This is a genomic window from Qipengyuania seohaensis (assembly GCF_002795865.1).
In the GTDB taxonomy this organism is placed as follows: Bacteria; Pseudomonadota; Alphaproteobacteria; order Sphingomonadales; family Sphingomonadaceae; genus Qipengyuania; species Qipengyuania seohaensis.
On the sequence record NZ_CP024920.1, the window covers coordinates 1,216,834 to 1,231,123 of the forward strand.

General features: G+C 63.3%; 19 protein-coding genes. 9 read left to right on the top strand and 10 right to left on the bottom strand.

Going from position 1 to position 14,290, the window contains the following annotated elements; all coding sequences use genetic code 11:
• The first annotated feature begins 46 nt into the window (after positions 1 to 46).
• On the top strand, positions 47 to 334 hold the full coding sequence (locus CVE41_RS05935; protein WP_100259833.1) for a hypothetical protein: 288 nt from the start codon (positions 47 to 49) through the stop codon (positions 332 to 334).
• Here the strand turns inward: CVE41_RS05935 and dut are convergent.
• On the bottom strand, positions 331 to 792 hold the full coding sequence (dut, locus tag CVE41_RS05940) for a dUTP diphosphatase (protein WP_100259834.1): 462 nt from the start codon (positions 790 to 792) through the stop codon (positions 331 to 333). The two genes, CVE41_RS05935 and dut, sit on opposite strands and share 4 nt — an antisense overlap.
• Positions 785 to 2,566, bottom strand: a complete 1,782-nt coding sequence (locus CVE41_RS05945) for a bifunctional phosphopantothenoylcysteine decarboxylase/phosphopantothenate synthase (protein ID WP_232725845.1) — start codon at positions 2,564 to 2,566, stop codon at positions 785 to 787. Before CVE41_RS05945 ends, dut begins: the two co-directional genes overlap by 8 nt.
• A 129-nt stretch (positions 2,567 to 2,695) precedes the next feature.
• On the opposite strand from CVE41_RS05945, the gene CVE41_RS05950 reads away from it, so the two are divergent.
• Positions 2,696 to 3,079: a hypothetical protein gene (locus CVE41_RS05950; protein WP_100259836.1), complete on the top strand. Its 384-nt coding sequence runs from the start codon at positions 2,696 to 2,698 to the stop codon at positions 3,077 to 3,079.
• A 1-nt stretch (position 3,080) separates the two neighbouring features.
• Here the strand turns inward: CVE41_RS05950 and ubiB are convergent, their stop codons facing one another.
• Both ubiB and CVE41_RS05960 read right to left on the bottom strand, forming a co-directional pair.
• Entirely contained in the window at positions 3,081 to 4,643 is a 1,563-nt protein-coding gene (gene ubiB, locus CVE41_RS05955) for a 2-polyprenylphenol 6-hydroxylase (RefSeq protein ID WP_100259837.1), read from the bottom strand.
• 2 nt (positions 4,644 to 4,645) lie between these two features.
• Positions 4,646 to 5,377: a class I SAM-dependent methyltransferase gene (locus CVE41_RS05960; protein WP_100259838.1), complete on the bottom strand. Its 732-nt coding sequence runs from the start codon at positions 5,375 to 5,377 to the stop codon at positions 4,646 to 4,648.
• A 198-nt stretch (positions 5,378 to 5,575) separates the two neighbouring features.
• Here CVE41_RS05960 and mutM point away from each other — a divergent pair, with 198 nt between their 5' ends.
• Together mutM and CVE41_RS05970 are read left to right on the top strand one after the other, a co-directional pair.
• Positions 5,576 to 6,391: a bifunctional DNA-formamidopyrimidine glycosylase/DNA-(apurinic or apyrimidinic site) lyase gene (mutM, locus tag CVE41_RS05965; protein ID WP_100259839.1), complete on the top strand. Its 816-nt coding sequence runs from the start codon at positions 5,576 to 5,578 to the stop codon at positions 6,389 to 6,391.
• Positions 6,392 to 6,396: 5 nt separating this feature from the next.
• A complete protein-coding gene (locus CVE41_RS05970) occupies positions 6,397 to 6,708 on the top strand; it encodes a hypothetical protein (protein WP_157799422.1) in 312 nt (103 codons plus the stop codon).
• 14 nt (positions 6,709 to 6,722) lie between these two features.
• On the opposite strand, the gene CVE41_RS05975 is transcribed toward CVE41_RS05970, so the two are convergent.
• The 3 genes from CVE41_RS05975 to CVE41_RS05985 form a co-directional block, all read right to left on the bottom strand.
• On the bottom strand, positions 6,723 to 7,394 hold the full coding sequence (locus CVE41_RS05975; RefSeq protein ID WP_090476564.1) for a glutathione S-transferase family protein: 672 nt from the start codon (positions 7,392 to 7,394) through the stop codon (positions 6,723 to 6,725).
• Positions 7,395 to 7,468: 74 nt separating this feature from the next.
• Positions 7,469 to 7,915 (bottom strand): hypothetical protein, encoded by a 447-nt coding sequence (locus CVE41_RS05980; protein WP_100259841.1) that lies wholly within the window; start codon positions 7,913 to 7,915, stop codon positions 7,469 to 7,471.
• A 71-nt stretch (positions 7,916 to 7,986) separates the two neighbouring features.
• A complete protein-coding gene (locus CVE41_RS05985; protein ID WP_100259842.1) occupies positions 7,987 to 8,391 on the bottom strand; it encodes a hypothetical protein in 405 nt (134 codons plus the stop codon).
• 99 nt (positions 8,392 to 8,490) lie between these two features.
• Between CVE41_RS05985 and CVE41_RS05990 the strand changes: the two genes are divergently transcribed.
• The 5 genes from CVE41_RS05990 (at position 8,491) to fghA (ending at position 11,746) form a co-directional block, all read left to right on the top strand.
• Positions 8,491 to 9,597 (top strand): S-(hydroxymethyl)glutathione dehydrogenase/class III alcohol dehydrogenase, encoded by a 1,107-nt coding sequence (locus CVE41_RS05990; protein ID WP_100259843.1) that lies wholly within the window; start codon positions 8,491 to 8,493, stop codon positions 9,595 to 9,597.
• Positions 9,597 to 9,953: a cupin domain-containing protein gene (locus tag CVE41_RS05995; protein WP_100259844.1), complete on the top strand. Its 357-nt coding sequence runs from the start codon at positions 9,597 to 9,599 to the stop codon at positions 9,951 to 9,953. Before CVE41_RS05990 ends, CVE41_RS05995 begins: the two co-directional genes overlap by 1 nt.
• Positions 9,954 to 10,015: 62 nt before the next feature.
• Positions 10,016 to 10,396 carry a VOC family protein gene (locus CVE41_RS06000; protein ID WP_100259845.1) on the top strand — a complete coding sequence of 127 codons (381 nt, stop codon included), beginning with the start codon at positions 10,016 to 10,018 and terminating at the stop codon, positions 10,394 to 10,396.
• Positions 10,397 to 10,400: 4 nt separating this feature from the next.
• Entirely contained in the window at positions 10,401 to 10,910 is a 510-nt protein-coding gene (locus CVE41_RS06005) for a prolyl-tRNA synthetase associated domain-containing protein (RefSeq protein WP_100259846.1), read from the top strand.
• Positions 10,907 to 11,746 carry an S-formylglutathione hydrolase gene (fghA, locus tag CVE41_RS06010; RefSeq protein ID WP_100259847.1) on the top strand — a complete coding sequence of 280 codons (840 nt, stop codon included), beginning with the start codon at positions 10,907 to 10,909 and terminating at the stop codon, positions 11,744 to 11,746. Before CVE41_RS06005 ends, fghA begins: the two co-directional genes overlap by 4 nt.
• On the opposite strand, the gene CVE41_RS06015 is transcribed toward fghA, so the two are convergent.
• The 3 genes from CVE41_RS06015 to CVE41_RS06025 all read right to left on the bottom strand — a co-directional run bounded on the left by CVE41_RS06015 (position 11,743) and on the right by CVE41_RS06025 (position 14,228).
• A complete protein-coding gene (locus CVE41_RS06015) occupies positions 11,743 to 12,108 on the bottom strand; it encodes a SpoIIAA family protein (RefSeq protein WP_100259848.1) in 366 nt (121 codons plus the stop codon). The two genes, fghA and CVE41_RS06015, sit on opposite strands and share 4 nt — an antisense overlap.
• An 82-nt stretch (positions 12,109 to 12,190) precedes the next feature.
• Positions 12,191 to 12,988 carry a nucleotidyltransferase domain-containing protein gene (locus CVE41_RS06020; protein ID WP_157799423.1) on the bottom strand — a complete coding sequence of 266 codons (798 nt, stop codon included), beginning with the start codon at positions 12,986 to 12,988 and terminating at the stop codon, positions 12,191 to 12,193.
• Between the two features lie 7 nt (positions 12,989 to 12,995).
• A complete protein-coding gene (locus CVE41_RS06025) occupies positions 12,996 to 14,228 on the bottom strand; it encodes a polyhydroxyalkanoate depolymerase (protein WP_100259850.1) in 1,233 nt (410 codons plus the stop codon).
• Positions 14,229 to 14,290 lie beyond the last annotated feature (62 nt).

The following is a 14,290-nucleotide window of genomic DNA, read 5'->3' on the forward strand; positions in this document are numbered from 1 at the left end:
CACGTGATCGTGCTATAAAACGTCGCGATATGAGGGAGTTGAGACCATGAGGGCACTTGCCGCACCGGCAGCGAGCCGTATTCGCGCGATCTACTGGACCCTGGCGGCTCTGGTCTTGGTACTTCCCGCCATCGCGATGAACGTCACCGCCGACGTTGCCTGGGGTCCGGGCGATTTCGCGCTCATGGGCGGATTGCTGGGCATGGTCGGGATCGGTATCGAAATGGCCTTGCGGGCAAGGCTGGACGCACGTGCACGGCTTCTGGCCATTGCCGCGATGATCACGCTCTTCCTCTTGGTCTGGGCCGAACTGGCCGTGGGGCTGTTCGACTAGGCGAGTTTCGCGTGGCCACCGGTCGAGCCGAACCCGCCCTCGCCGCGTGTCGTTTCGTCGAGCTCGTCGACCTCTTGCCATGCAGCCTGCGTGACGGGCGCCAGCACGAGCTGGGCGATCCGGTCACCGCGTTCGATCGCAAAACTCTCTTCGCCGTGATTGATCAGCAGGACCTTCAACTCGCCGCGATAGTCGCTGTCGATCGTGCCCGGCGTGTTCGGCACCGTGATTCCGTGCTTGAAGGCAAGGCCCGAACGCGGGCGGACCTGTATTTCGTACCCGTCGGGAATGGCGACCGCAAAGCCGGTGGCGACCGCATGGCGCTGCCCGGGCTTGAGGCTCACGGCCTCGGCTGAAAGGACATCCATGCCCGCTGCGCCATCGGTGGCATAGCGGGGGAGATCGAGGCCGTGGCCATGGGGCAGGCGTTTCAGCCTCACACCGACCGGATCAGTCATGTTCGTCGTCGTCCTGCGGTTCGACCAGCGCTTCGGCAGCGCGGCGGACCAATTCGCGCGCCACTTCTTCCTTGGGCATTTCCGGCAGGCTTTCGACACCCTTGGGGGTGACGATATGGACCTGGTTGATGTCGCCGCCCATCACGCTTTCGCCGACGGCACCGGCAACATCATTGGCGATGATCCAGTCTGCGCCCTTGCGCTTGCGCTTGGTCTTGGCGTTTTCGACCACGTTTTCCGTCTCGGCAGCGAAGCCGATGAGGAGGTGCGGTCGCTTGCGGCCGGCAGCCACTGCGGCAAGAATATCAGGGTTTTCGGCAAGAATGAGCGCGGGCGGCGCGCTGCCCCGCTTCTTCATCTTGTCGGCGGCGACGTGCTTGCTCTTCCAGTCGGACACCGCAGCAACCATAAACGCAGCATCGGCGGGCAGCGCATTGCGCACTTCCTCGGCCATGTCATCGGCGGTTTCGACGTCGATCCGGTCGACCCCATGCGGAGTCGGCAGGTGCACCGGCCCGGAAATCAGCGTCACGCGGGCACCGGCGGCAGCGGCCATTGCGGCGATCGCAAAGCCCTGCTTCCCGCTCGAACGGTTGGCGATATAGCGCACCGGATCGATCGGCTCGCGCGTCGGGCCGGCGGTGACCAGCACGTGCTTGCCGTAAAGCGGGCGGTGTTCGGGATCGGGATCGAATTCGGGCTGCCCGGCGAGCGGGGAATCCTCGAAAGCGACTTCCTGCGTCTGCACGTCTTCTTCGACCGGTTGCGGCTTGGCGCGTTCGTCCTTGCGGGCAACGGTATGGTTCAATGCTTCGGGATCGATCGGCGGTGCGGCTGCGGCCGCGCCCTTCTTCGCCAGCAGCGGCCCTGCGAGATCGGGATCGATCTCGGTGTTCTCGACCAGCGCCTCGGCATCGAGCATTTCCGGCTCGGGCAGGTCCTCGAGCTCTTCGTACTCTTCCTCGATCTCTTCGTGCGAGCGCTTCGCAGTCGAGCGCGGGATGATCATCGACAGCAAGCCGCCAAGGCCGCCGCCGCTCTTTACAATCTCTTCCTCGTCTTCCGGTTCGAGCGCCTCGATTTCGGGCGCTTCGGCTTCGATGTCTTCGACGTCCGCCTCTTTAACCGGCGCTGCGAGCTGCGGGGTCGGCGCTGCCAGTTCGGGCAGATCGATATCGATTTCGAGTTCTTCGGCGATCTTCGACAGGATCGCTACCGGCTCGGGAAGGCGCCCGGGGCCGAATTCGCCGCAGGCCATCGGGCCTTCGTCGGGATCCATGACCTTAACGCCTGCCTGCCGCAGCCAGTCGGCATTGCGCTGGGTGGCGGAATGCTCCCACATCTTCACGTTCATTGCCGGAACCGTCAGCACCGGCTTGTCCGTGGCGAGGATCAGCGTGGTCGCCAGGTCGTCCGCGATACCGGCCGCCATCTTGGCGAGCAGGTCCGCCGTCGCCGGGCACACGACCACCAGATCCGCATCGCGGCTCAGCTGGATATGCCCCATCTCGACCTCGTCCTTGAGGTCGAAGAGCGAGGTGTAGACTTTCTTGCCCGAGAGGGCCGCCAGCGCCATGGGCGTGACGAACTGCTGTCCGCCTTCGGTGAGAACGCAGGTAACCTCGCCCCCGGCCCTGCGGATGAGGCGTACGAGTTCGCACGACTTGTAGGCAGCGATACCGCCGCCGATGACGAGCAGGATCCTGGGGCCGCTCACTTCGCGGTCCCGCTCGAATTCTTCACTGGCGCTGTCCGCGCCGATCGGCTGGTGCATTCCCATTGCGTCATTGTTGCGCTTGCTAGCGCCCCCTGTCCGTCATTGCCAGCACGCAAAACGCGCGCGATTGCCCAAATACCCTTGCCACCCTATGGTTTAAAAAAAGGAAACGGAGGGGTTTCGCTTATGAATTTCGTTCTTGCCGCGCTGATTGCGCTGGGTGCTCTGCTCGATCTGGTTCTCGGAGTGAGCTTTTTCGTCGACCCTGCGCTTGCAGGAGCAGACTTCGGCCTGACCGCCAGCGGAGCCATGGGACTTTCCGCCATGCGGGGCGATTTCACCGCCTTCTTCCTGGTTGCTGCCTTCTTCATGGCCTGGGGCGCGTGGAAGCGCCGCGGCGACGTGTTGCTGCCTGCACTGCTGCTGTTCGCGACTGCCTTTACCGGACGGCTGGTGAACCTTTTCGCGGTCGGGACCTACGAAGGCTGGTGGATGCCGATGCTGGTGGAAGCGGCGCACGTCTTCGTGCTGACCTTCGCCATGCTGCGCTGGCGCGGGCGGACTGCGTGACCTAGCCGATCCAGCCCTGGGTCGCTGCGGCCCAACCCGCGAGGCCCGCTCCTGCTGCAACGAGCAGGTAGCCGAGCACGCCGCGTCGCTCCTGCTTTCGCGCACGGCGTTCCCACACCAGTTCCACATCCGGTAGCGGTGGCGGTTCGGGTGCGCCGCCCTTGGGCGGGAAGCGATCTTCGATCCGGCGCACGAGATCGGGTATGCGAAGCAGCGTTTCGGTATCGGTCCGGATACGGTCCGCAATCGCGGCCTCCGGACCAAGTTCGTCGCGGATCCAGCTGCGCACATAGGGCGCGGACGTGTCCCACATGTTGATCTGCGGGTTGAGCTGAGTGGCGATGCCTTCGACCATGACCATGGTCTTTTGCAGCAGCAGCAGGTGCGGCTGCGTTTGCATGTCGAAATCGCGGGTAATGGCGAAGAGCCCGTCGAGCATCTGGCCGACCGAAAGCTCGCTCACCGGTTTCCCGCGCATGGGCTCGCCCACTGCCCTCAGCGCCGTCGCGAACTCGTCGACATTGTGATAGCTCGGCACGTATTGCGCCTCGAAATGGATTTCGGCGACGCGTTTGTAATTGCCCGTCGTCAGGCCGTAGAGGATTTCCGCCAGCCACATGCGTGCCTGCCGGTCGATCCGACCCATGATGCCGAAATCGATGGCGGCAATGGTCCCGTCCGCTTTCACGAACAGGTTCCCCTGGTGCATGTCGGCATGGAAGAAACCGGCGGCAATCGCCTGCTTCAGGAAGGCGAGAACAAGGCGGTTCGCCAATTCTGCGGTATCGTGGCCCGCAGCCTTCAGGGCTTCGGTGTTGCTGATCTTGATGCCGTCGATCCAGTCGATGGTCATCACACGCCCATTCGTGCGGTCCCAGTCGATGCCCGGTATCTCGTACCCCGGCGTACCCACCATGTGTTCGGCCAGTTCCGATGCCGAGGCCGCTTCGCGTCGCAGGTCCAGCTCGCGAGCGGTCCAGCGCTTGAAGTTTGCGATGACGAGCCGCGGACGAAGCCGCGCGGCCTCTCCGCCCATCGCCTCGACATGGGCCGCTGCCCATTCGTAGGTGTCGATATCGCGAGCAAACTGCTCTCGAACTCCGGGCCGAAGAACTTTTACCGCGACCTCACGGCCTTCGGTCGCAACCGCACGGTGGACCTGCGCGATCGAGGCTGCGCCGATCGGTTCCGGATCGAACTCGGAATAGAGCGCTTCCAGCGGCTGTTCGAAACTGGCCTCGATGCTCTGCCTGATATGCTCGAAACCGACTGGGGGCAGATCGTCCTGCAGCTTGAGAAGGTTGCGCGCTGCGTCTTCGCCTACGAGGTCGGGCCGTGTCGCCAGCGTCTGTCCCAGCTTGATAGCCGCCGGGCCGATATCGCGAAAGGCTCCGGCGTAATCTGGCTCACGCGACTTGATCGTGCCGATGCTGAAGAGGCCGATAAGCCGCTTGACGGGGGCCGGAGTGTTCGGGTCGTTCTGGATACCGCGCAGGGCACCATGCCGCGCCAGGATGCGCGCCCAACGACCAAGTCGCCAGATATGCGTTGCGGGGCGTGTCACGCCTATACCTTCCACCCCGAATGGATGTTGACCGCGCCGCCGAGGATCTTTTCGACCCGCGTGTTCTCGAAGCCCGCATTGCGGATCATCGCCTCGAATTCGGGCGGCTTGGGGAAGCGGCGGATCGATTCGGCGAGGTAGCGATAGCTGTCCTCGTCATTGGCGATAGCCTTGCCGATCTTGGGCATGAGCTGGTGCGAATAGAGGTCGTAGACTTCCTTGAAGCCCGGCCAGTCGGTCTGGCTGAACTCCATGCAATAGAAGCGCCCGCCGTACTTCAGCACGCGGTGCGCCTCGCGAAGGGCCTTGTCGATGAAGGTGACGTTCCGGATGCCGAACACGATCGTGTAAGCGTCGAAAGTGCGGCTCGAAAAAGCCAGCTCCTCGGCGTTCTGGCGGCTCCAGACAAGGCCGTCGATCCCGCGATCCATCGCACGTTCGATGCCGACGTCGAGCATGTCCTGATTGATGTCCGACACGGTGACGCTGGCACCCTTGGCGGCCATTCGGAAAGCGATGTCGCCCGTACCGCCGGCCATGTCGAGGATCTGTTCGCCCGGCTGCGGTTTGACCCGGCGCACGAAGCGGTCCTTCCACAGCCGGTGCATCCCGCCGCTCATCGCGTCGTTCATGATGTCGTACTTGGCGGCGACGTTGGAAAACACCTCGCCCACGCGGCCGGTTTTCTCGTTTGCGTCGATGTCTTCGTAGCCGAAGGAAACTGTGTCGTTCATGGCGAGGTGCCTTAGGGGTTGTTTTTGATGGCGTCTATCCGCTCCCTGCGGTCGCTACGCCCAGCTCCGGCCCTCTCCCCCACCCGGCCACCCACGGCACGATACTGTTTGGGTGGCCGGGTGGGGGAGAGGGCTGGCACCGCATCCGGCGATCTGCCATCTGCAAACATCGATACGTCTCCAATCGCCGGAAAGAAAATGCCCGAACTTCCCGAAGTCGAAACAACGGTGCGCGGCCTTGCGCGGTTCCTCGAAGGCGAGACCATAACGCTTGTGCAGGTCAATCGCCCGGATATGCGCCGCCCCTTCCCGCCCGATCTGGTGCAGGCGCTCACGGGCGCGAGCGTGACGCATCTCTCGCGCCGGGCGAAGTACGGGCTGGTCCATACCAGCCGCGATCATGCAATGGTGTTCCACCTCGGCATGAGCGGGCGCTGGCGGATCGATCCGGAGGAAGACGACAAGCACGACCACCTCGTCATCGAGACGGCGAGCCACCGCTTCGCCCTCAACGATCCGCGCCGCTTCGGTTCGGTCGACCTGATGACGAGCGGCGAACTGGTAACGTGGAAACCCTTCGCCGCGCTGGGGCCGGAGCCGCTGGGCGACGATCTAACGCCCGAGCACCTGCGCGAGGCGACACGCGGGCGCAAACAGGCGATCAAGCTGTTGCTACTGGACCAGAGTATCGTGGCGGGCCTCGGCAATATCTATGTGTGCGAGGCGCTGTGGCATGCGGGGATCCATCCGCGAAAGGCCGGTGGCAAGGTGACCATGCCGCAGCTTCGCCGTCTCGTCCCCGCGATCAAGGACGTGCTGGAGCGTTCGATCCGCGACGGCGGCAGCACATTGCGCGATTTCGCCCAGCCCGACGGAAACCTCGGCTATTTCGCCACCCGCTTCCACGTCTACGGCCGCGAGGGCGAGCCCTGCCACCACGAGGACGGCGGCACCATCCGCCGCATCGTGCAGGGCGGTCGCAGCACGTGGTTCTGCCCGGTTTGTCAGAGGTGAGTGGAATGGACGACAAGAAGCGTCGTGAACGAGCCTTTCAATTCAAATTATCAATGGCGATCGGCGTTACCTTCGCAATTTTTCCGTTTCTGATCATTGTGATGGGCGACTGCTGGGCAAGCTACGATACGTCAGAGCTAATTCGCGAATGCGAGCAAGAAAAACGCTTCGAGGGTCGCTTCTATTTGGTGGCAGTCGCAGCAATCTGGATCGCCGCGATCGTCCGTCGCGCAAGGAACACTTCGATTTCAAAACTGCTCGCGATAGGGGCCGGCCCGCTCGCATTTGCATCAGTCCTGATGATGTCGCATTTGTAACGAGGCTGATCGCCTCACAAATCCAGCGCAGCATATTCCCGCGGCGGGGGCAGGCCTTCCATCTTTTCGCTCAGCAGCGGGCGGAAGCTCGGGCGGCTTTTCATGACCATGTACCAGTCGCGCGCCTGGTCGTGGCCTTTCCATTCGATCCCGCCGAGGTAATCGACCACCGATAGCTGCGCCGCGCAGGCGAGGTCGGCGAGGCTGAGCGTGGGCCCGGCAAGCCAGCTGCGCGTGTCGACCAGCCAATCGATATAATCGAGGTGGCCGTGGAGCAGCCGCCCCATCTCGCGCAGCACCCGCCCGTCGGGCGACTGGCGCAGGATCAGGCGCTTCTTCATCTTTTCGTGCAAGGCAGGCGCGGTGACATCGCCATAGAGGCTTTCGTCGAACAGGCGCGTCAGGCGGCGGATTTCGGCGCGCTGCATGGCATTGCCCGAAATCATCGGATTGCGGTCCACCGTCTCTTCGAAGAACTCGCAGATCGCCTGGCTGTCGCACAGCGTGACCTTGCGCGCCGGGTCATGCAGGACCGGGGTGCGCCCGGCCGGATTGAGCTGCCACAGGCTGTCCCGCCCTTCCCACGGATTTTCGCGCACGAGTTCGTACGCAACCGACTTTTCGCCCATCAGCAGGCGCAGCTTGCGGCTGAAGGGGCACAGGGGAAATTGGTGGAGCTGCCACATGGCCCCTGCCTATGCGGCAGGCGCGCTCACGCGTCCACTGGCGGGCGCGATTTTGGCGAAAATTTCCTGTGAAGTCAGTCGCGCTGCGGCAGCGTGTCCGAAAAGCGTTCGGCCATGGCGCGCAGCTGCGGCAGCATGACTTCCATCGTTTCGGCAAGCGCGCCTGCGGCTTCCATGGCGCGCGGCAGGTTCTTCTCGATCTCTTCCGGCACGCGGCTCGCTTCGGGCGCGATGGAGCGCAACGTCGCATCCCGATCCACACGCGGCGCTTCCTCGCCCGCAATTTCGGCCACGGCGTCGGTCAGAGGCGCAATCGGGAGGTCGAGCAGGACCTCGCTCATCGCGCGCAGCATCATGGCAAGCTCGCGCTGGCGCTCGGGGTCGGACAAAGAGTCCGCCATTTCGGTCAGCCCGGCGCCGTCACGCTCGTCGAAGGCAGCCTCTTCGGCATCCTGCGCCAGTGCGGGCACGGGTGCTGCAAACGCGGCAAGGGTGGCTGCGGCAAGCAGGTGACGACGCATGGGACTTCCTTCGGTAGTTCCGTAGAAGCCCGTCTATGCCGGATCGGCGCTGAAAGCTTGCTGAACGGGCTTCAGAAGCCGGAAGCCTGCATCATCAGCAGGCAGGCGGGCATGACTGCATCGAGCTGGCCGTCCTGCGCCAGCTCTTCGGCCTCTTTCCTGCCGCGAAGGGCAATGCCTTCGCGCGCGATGCCGGTGTCGTCCATCAGCTTGGCCATGGTCCGCACGAAGAATTCGCGGCCGCGTTCGTTCTCCAGCAGGTCGGGCCAGTCCTTGCCATCGGCATTGCCCGCGCGCTGAGCCTCGGTCGCGATGGCTACGGCAACCCCGCAGCGCAGCGCCGACTGCTGTTCGATCGGCAGGTCCACCAGCTCCATGGTGATGACCGGAGCGGGCGTGTCCGCCGGCGCGCTGTCCTGTGCGATTACGGGTGCGGTGAGCATCGCAGCGGCGATGACGGGGAGAATGATCTTCATGGCCGCTCTCCTATCGCGCCGCGCCTGAACCGCAAGCAACTTGGCTTGCGAGGCCAGCGTTGCGCCCCTACCCGTCGCATCATAGAGGAGATTCGCATCATGAAAACCCGCGCCGCCGTTGCCTTCGAAGCCAAGAAACCGCTCGAGATCGTCGAGCTCGACCTCGAAGGCCCCAAGGCGGGCGAAGTGCTGGTCGAAATCATGGCGACCGGCATCTGCCACACCGATGCCTATACGCTCGACGGGCTGGACAGCGAGGGTATTTTCCCTTCCGTCCTCGGCCACGAAGGCTGCGGCGTGGTGCGCGAAGTCGGCGCAGGTGTGACCAGCGTGACAGCAGGCGATCACGTGATCCCGCTCTACACGCCCGAATGCCGCCAGTGTAAGATGTGCCTGTCGGGCAAGACGAACCTGTGCAGCGCCATCCGCGAAACGCAGGGCAAGGGCCTGATGCCCGACGGCACGACGCGCTTCTCCTACAACGGCAAGCCGATCTACCATTACATGGGGTGTTCGACCTTCTCGAACTTCACCGTGCTGCCCGAAATCGCGGTCGCCAAAATCCGCGAGGACGCGCCGTTCGACACCACCTGCTATGTCGGCTGCGGCGTGACCACCGGTGTCGGCGCGGTGACCAATACCGCCAAGGTCCAGCCGGGCGACAACGTCGTGGTCTTCGGCCTCGGCGGGATCGGCCTCAACGTGATCCAGGGCGCGAAGCTGGCCGGGGCAGACCGTATCGTCGGCGTCGATATCAACCCGTCCAAGGAAGAGTGGGGCCGCAAGTTCGGCATGACCGATTTCGTCAATCCGAAGGACGTCGGCAATGTCGTCGAAACACTGGTCAACATGCTCGATGGTGGGGCCGATTACAGCTTCGATTGCACCGGCAACACCGCGGTCATGCGCGATGCGCTGGAATGCTGCCACAAGGGCTGGGGCACCAGCATCATTATCGGCGTGGCCGAAGCGGGCAAGACGATCGAGACGCGCCCTTTCCAGCTCGTCACGGGCCGCAACTGGCGCGGTACGGCATTCGGCGGGGCCAAGGGCCGCACCGACGTGCCCAAGATCGTCGACTGGTACATGAACGGCAAGATCGAGATCGACCCGATGATCACCCACCGCCTGAGCCTGGAAGATATCAACAAGGGCTTCGACCTGATGCACGCAGGCGAAAGCATTCGCGCGGTCGTGGTCTACTGATGCCGTCCAAGGTCAACCTGGACGAGAAGTTCGCCCAGTTTTCCGATCACTGGGCGCCGCGCATCGTCGGGCGGTACAACGAGAACGAGATCCGCCTCGTGAAGGTCGAGGGCGAGTTCATCTGGCATTGTCACGAGGACACGGACGAGCTTTTCCTTATCCTCGACGGCACGCTCGACATGGAGTTCCGAGATCGCACCGAAGTGCTGGAAGCAGGCGAAATGATCATCGTCCCGCGCGGGGTCGAACACCGCCCCTGCGCGCGCCATGGCGAGGTCCGCCTCCTGCTGATCGACCCCAAGGACATGCCGAACACCGGCGACCAGAAGACCGCCACGCTTGCCATCGACATCTGATCGCTTGCGCAGGCCGCAGGCGCGCTTAAGGTGGCGAATCGAAACCTAAAGGAGAGAGTCCAATGTTTAGCCATGTGATGCTGGGGGCCGACGATATCGACGCCGCCAAGAAGTTCTACGACGCTTGCTTCAAGGCGCTCGGCGGACGCGAAGGGATGGTCGATCCCAAAGGCAGGCTTATCTACATGCACAATGGCGGCATCTTCCTCGTCTCCAAGCCGATCGACGGCCAGCCGGCCACCTGCGCCAATGGCGGCACTATCGGCTTTGCCGTCGAAAGCGAGGAACAGGGTAACGCCTGGCACGCAGCAGGCGTCGCCAATGGCGGCACCGCCATCGAAGATCCGCCCGGTATCCGCACCAGCGAGATCGGCTCGATGTATCTCGCCTACCTGCGCGATCCGGCCGGCAACAAGATCTGTGTCATGAAACGCATGGGCTGACGCCTTGACGCCAATCGATGAAAAGGGATTGCGAGCCGACATCGACGCGCTCGCGATCCCTTTTTCGCATCACGAGCACGAGGCCGTCTTCACCGTCGAGGAAAGCCGCGACATCAAGGCCAGCCTTCCCGGCGAGCATACGAAGAACCTCTTCCTCAAGGATGCCAAGGGCGCCTTCTGGCTGGTCACCGTCCCGGCAGAAGCGCGGGTGAACCTGAAGGCCCTGCCCGAAGCCATCGGCTGCAAGCGGGTGAGCTTCGGCAAGCCGGAAGATATGCAGCGCCTTATCGGCATTGCGCCCGGGTCAGTGACGCCGCTAGCCATGATCCATGCATTGCCGGGCAGCGTGACCTGCGTCCTCGAAGCGGGCCTGGCGCGCGCGGAGCGGGTAAATGTCCACCCGCTTCGCAATACCGCGACAATCGGGCTTTCCGGCGCGCATATCTTGCAGCTGCTGGAACATTGGGGTCATGCGCCCGTCGTCGCAGAAATCCCGGTTCAGGAGACCGCATGAAGCTCGATTACCTTTCGCAGAACAAGGCCTACGGCGGGGACCAGTTCGTCTGTTCGCACCAGTCGCAGGCGACCGGCACCGAAATGACGTTCTCGATCTATGTCCCGCCGCATGAAGCGGGCGCGAAGCTGCCGGTCCTGTGGTATCTGTCGGGCCTCACCTGCACGCATGCCAATGTCACCGAGAAGGGCGAATACCGCCGCGCCTGCGCAGAGCATGGCGTGATCTTCGTCGCCCCGGACACCAGCCCGCGTGGCGAGAACGTGCCCGACGCGGCGGACGAATACGACTTCGGCAAGGGTGCGGGTTTCTATGTCGATGCGACGCAGGATCCCTGGAGCGAGCATTTCCGCATGCGCAGCTATATCGAGATAGAGCTGCCCTCCGTCGTCGCGGGCGAATTTCCCGTCGACCTCTCGCGCCAGTCGATCACGGGCCACTCGATGGGGGGGCACGGCGCGCTGACCATCGGGCTGCGCGATCCGCAGCGCTTCCGTTCGATCAGCGCCTTTTCGCCGATCGTCGCGCCTTCGCGCGTGCCATGGGGTGAAAAAGCGCTGTCGCGCTATCTGGGCGAAGACCGCGAAGCATGGCGCGCCTATGACGCGGTGGCCCTGATCGAGGACGGCGCACGCCACGACCATATCCTCGTCGACCAGGGCACTGCCGACCAGTTCCTCGAAGAACAGCTGAAAACCGGCGCGCTTACCATGGCCTGCGCCAAGGCGGGCATGAGTCCGGAAATCCGCATGCAGGAGGGGTATGACCACTCCTACTACTTCATCTCGACCTTTATGGCCGCGCATGTGAAGTGGCATGCGGAACGGCTTGCCTAGAGATCCAGCCACGCCTCCGCGACGTCCACAGCGTCGTAGTCGAAGCTCTTGATATCCATGCCCGGGATCAGCGCGCCTTCCAGTTCCGCAGCTTTCTCCAGCCAGTCCGAATCCGTCAGCACCGCGCATTTGGCGAACGCGCCGAGCATTCTGAAGAGCTTGGGCAGACGGCTGAACTCGACGCCGATCGCGCCCAGAGTAGGCAGTTCGAAATTGGTGATCCGGTAGAACATCTTGCCCCGGGTCATGCCTTCGGACTTCTCGATCAGATCATCGAGCGCCTTGCGCATGATGTCCGCATCGACCTTGCCGTCCAGAACGATATCGATCCGGTCGGCAGCAGTCTTGGTAATGGTCAGCATGGGTCATCCCCTCTTGCAGCCGCGACACTGGCACTCGCTTGGGGGCATCCTAGCACGATTCGGAAAATCCCGGCAGTTGGGCTCAGGTGCCGGCGCCCACCAGCTTCAGGAAGAACGCGTTCGCCTCGTCCGCGAACTCTTCGCTTGCCGGCCGTGAAGCCACCTCCTCAACCCGGTCGAGTTCGTCAGCGATGAAAGCATCGATCGCCGGTCGGGGCTTCGCGCTTCCTGCCTCTCGCGTTTCAGCCTTGATTGCGACCATCTCCTCGATTTCCTCCGACAAAGTGCGAGGCAGGCCTGTGACTGCCATCAGGTCCTGCAACCGCATCGGGGGGCGCGCCTGCGAGCACATGCGAAGCGCTCTCACCGACAATGCAGGGCGCAGCGCGTAGAAGTATTTCTTGACCGTGACGCCTTGCTCGGACTCCAGCCAGCGCTTCACGGTGCTCCGCCCCAAGCTGGCATAGTGGCGGGCATACCCCTGCGGGTCGAAATACCGGTCACCCAGCGCGGCGAGGTCCGCAATCATGGGATCCTGGGGTCGGTAACGAATTGAACTTTCGATCCATTCCGAGAGCACCGCATTTTGCTTGAGCATGAGGCCGAGAGCCTTGCGGATATCCCACCCGTTGAGGTCGATATCGTCGACGATAGGCTGTTCGATCACATCGCGCGGTTGCTTGAGTGACAGATAGTCATCGCGTTGACGCACATATACGAAGCGGACATCGAAATCGCTGTCAGGAGAAGGAAAGCCCCAAGCCCGCGATCCGGATTCGATCGCGAGTAGATAGCGGATGCCCTCCTTCGTCTCGATATCCGCTAGCCGCGTTTCAATTTCGTCCCGCACCGGCTGCGGGATGGCCTGATCGGCGCTCATCCCCGCCTCACCCATGCGCGGCGATGAATTCCTCGACCACTGGCGCGATCTTGCCGCGCCATTTGCTGCCGTTGAAGATGCCGTAATGGCCCGCGCCTTCGGCCATGTAGTAGCGCTTTTTCGAGGCATCGAGATTGGGCGTCAGCTCCAGCGCGGCGCGGGTCTGGCCGAGGCCCGAGATATCGTCGCGCTCGCCCTCGATGGCGAGGAGAGCGGTCCCGGTGATATCGCCGAGGTCGATACGCTTGCCGCGGTGCATGAAGGTGCCGTTCGGGATGGCGTGCGTCTGGAAGACCTCTTCCACCGTCTGGAGATAGAACTCGGCGGTCATGTCGCACACGCTGCGATATTCGTCGTAGAAATCCTTGGTCGCCTGCGCGCTGGCGTCATCGCCAACGGTGAGGTGTTTGAACATCTCGTAGTGGCTCATCATGTGATTGCCGAGGTTCATGCTCATGAAGCCGGCGAGCTGCATGAAGCCGGGATATACGCGCCGGCCGCCGCCGCGATACTGCATCGGGACGGTTGCGATGACATTGTGCTGGAACCACTCGATCGGGCGTTCCATCGCGAGGTCGTTTACGCTGGTCGGCGAACAGCGCGTGTCGATCGGACCGCCCATCATGGTTAGCGTTTTCGGAACGCATTCGTGTCCATCGCGATTCATGATCGCGGTGGCCGCAAAGACCGGCACGGACGGCTGGCACACGGCCATGGCATGGGCGCCGGGACCGATGTATTCGAGGAACTCGATCACGTAGTCCATGTAATCGTCGAGGTCGAAATGACCTTCGTGCAAGGGCACGTTGCGTGCATCGGCCCAGTCGGTGACGAAGACGGTATAGTTTTCGAGCATCCGCTCGACCGTTCCGCGCAGCAGCGTGGCGTAGTGCCCGCTCATCGGGGCGACGACCAGGAGGCGCGGCGCATCTTCGGCAAGGCCTTCACGGCGGAAGCGCTTGAGGTCCCCGAACGGCTTGTTGACCACGGTCGACTCGACGACCGGCCAGTGCCTGCCGCCCGCCTCGACGCTTTCGATACCCCAGGCAGGCTTGCCATAGGTCGCGGTGGCATGGGCGAAGACTTCCAGCGCGCTGGCGGCCATCGGGCCCAACCCCATGTAACCGCCCATGTAATTCTGCGGCAGGGCGGGATTGGACAGCATTTCCGCCCCGATGGAGGCCCATGCGCTGGCGCTGGATAACCAGCTGCGCTGGAGTTCATAGGCGTGATAAAGCATTCGCGTCCCCTGCTGCCCGCGCTGTTATGGTCTCGCTGCGGGCCCTTGTTTCAAACCGGCAG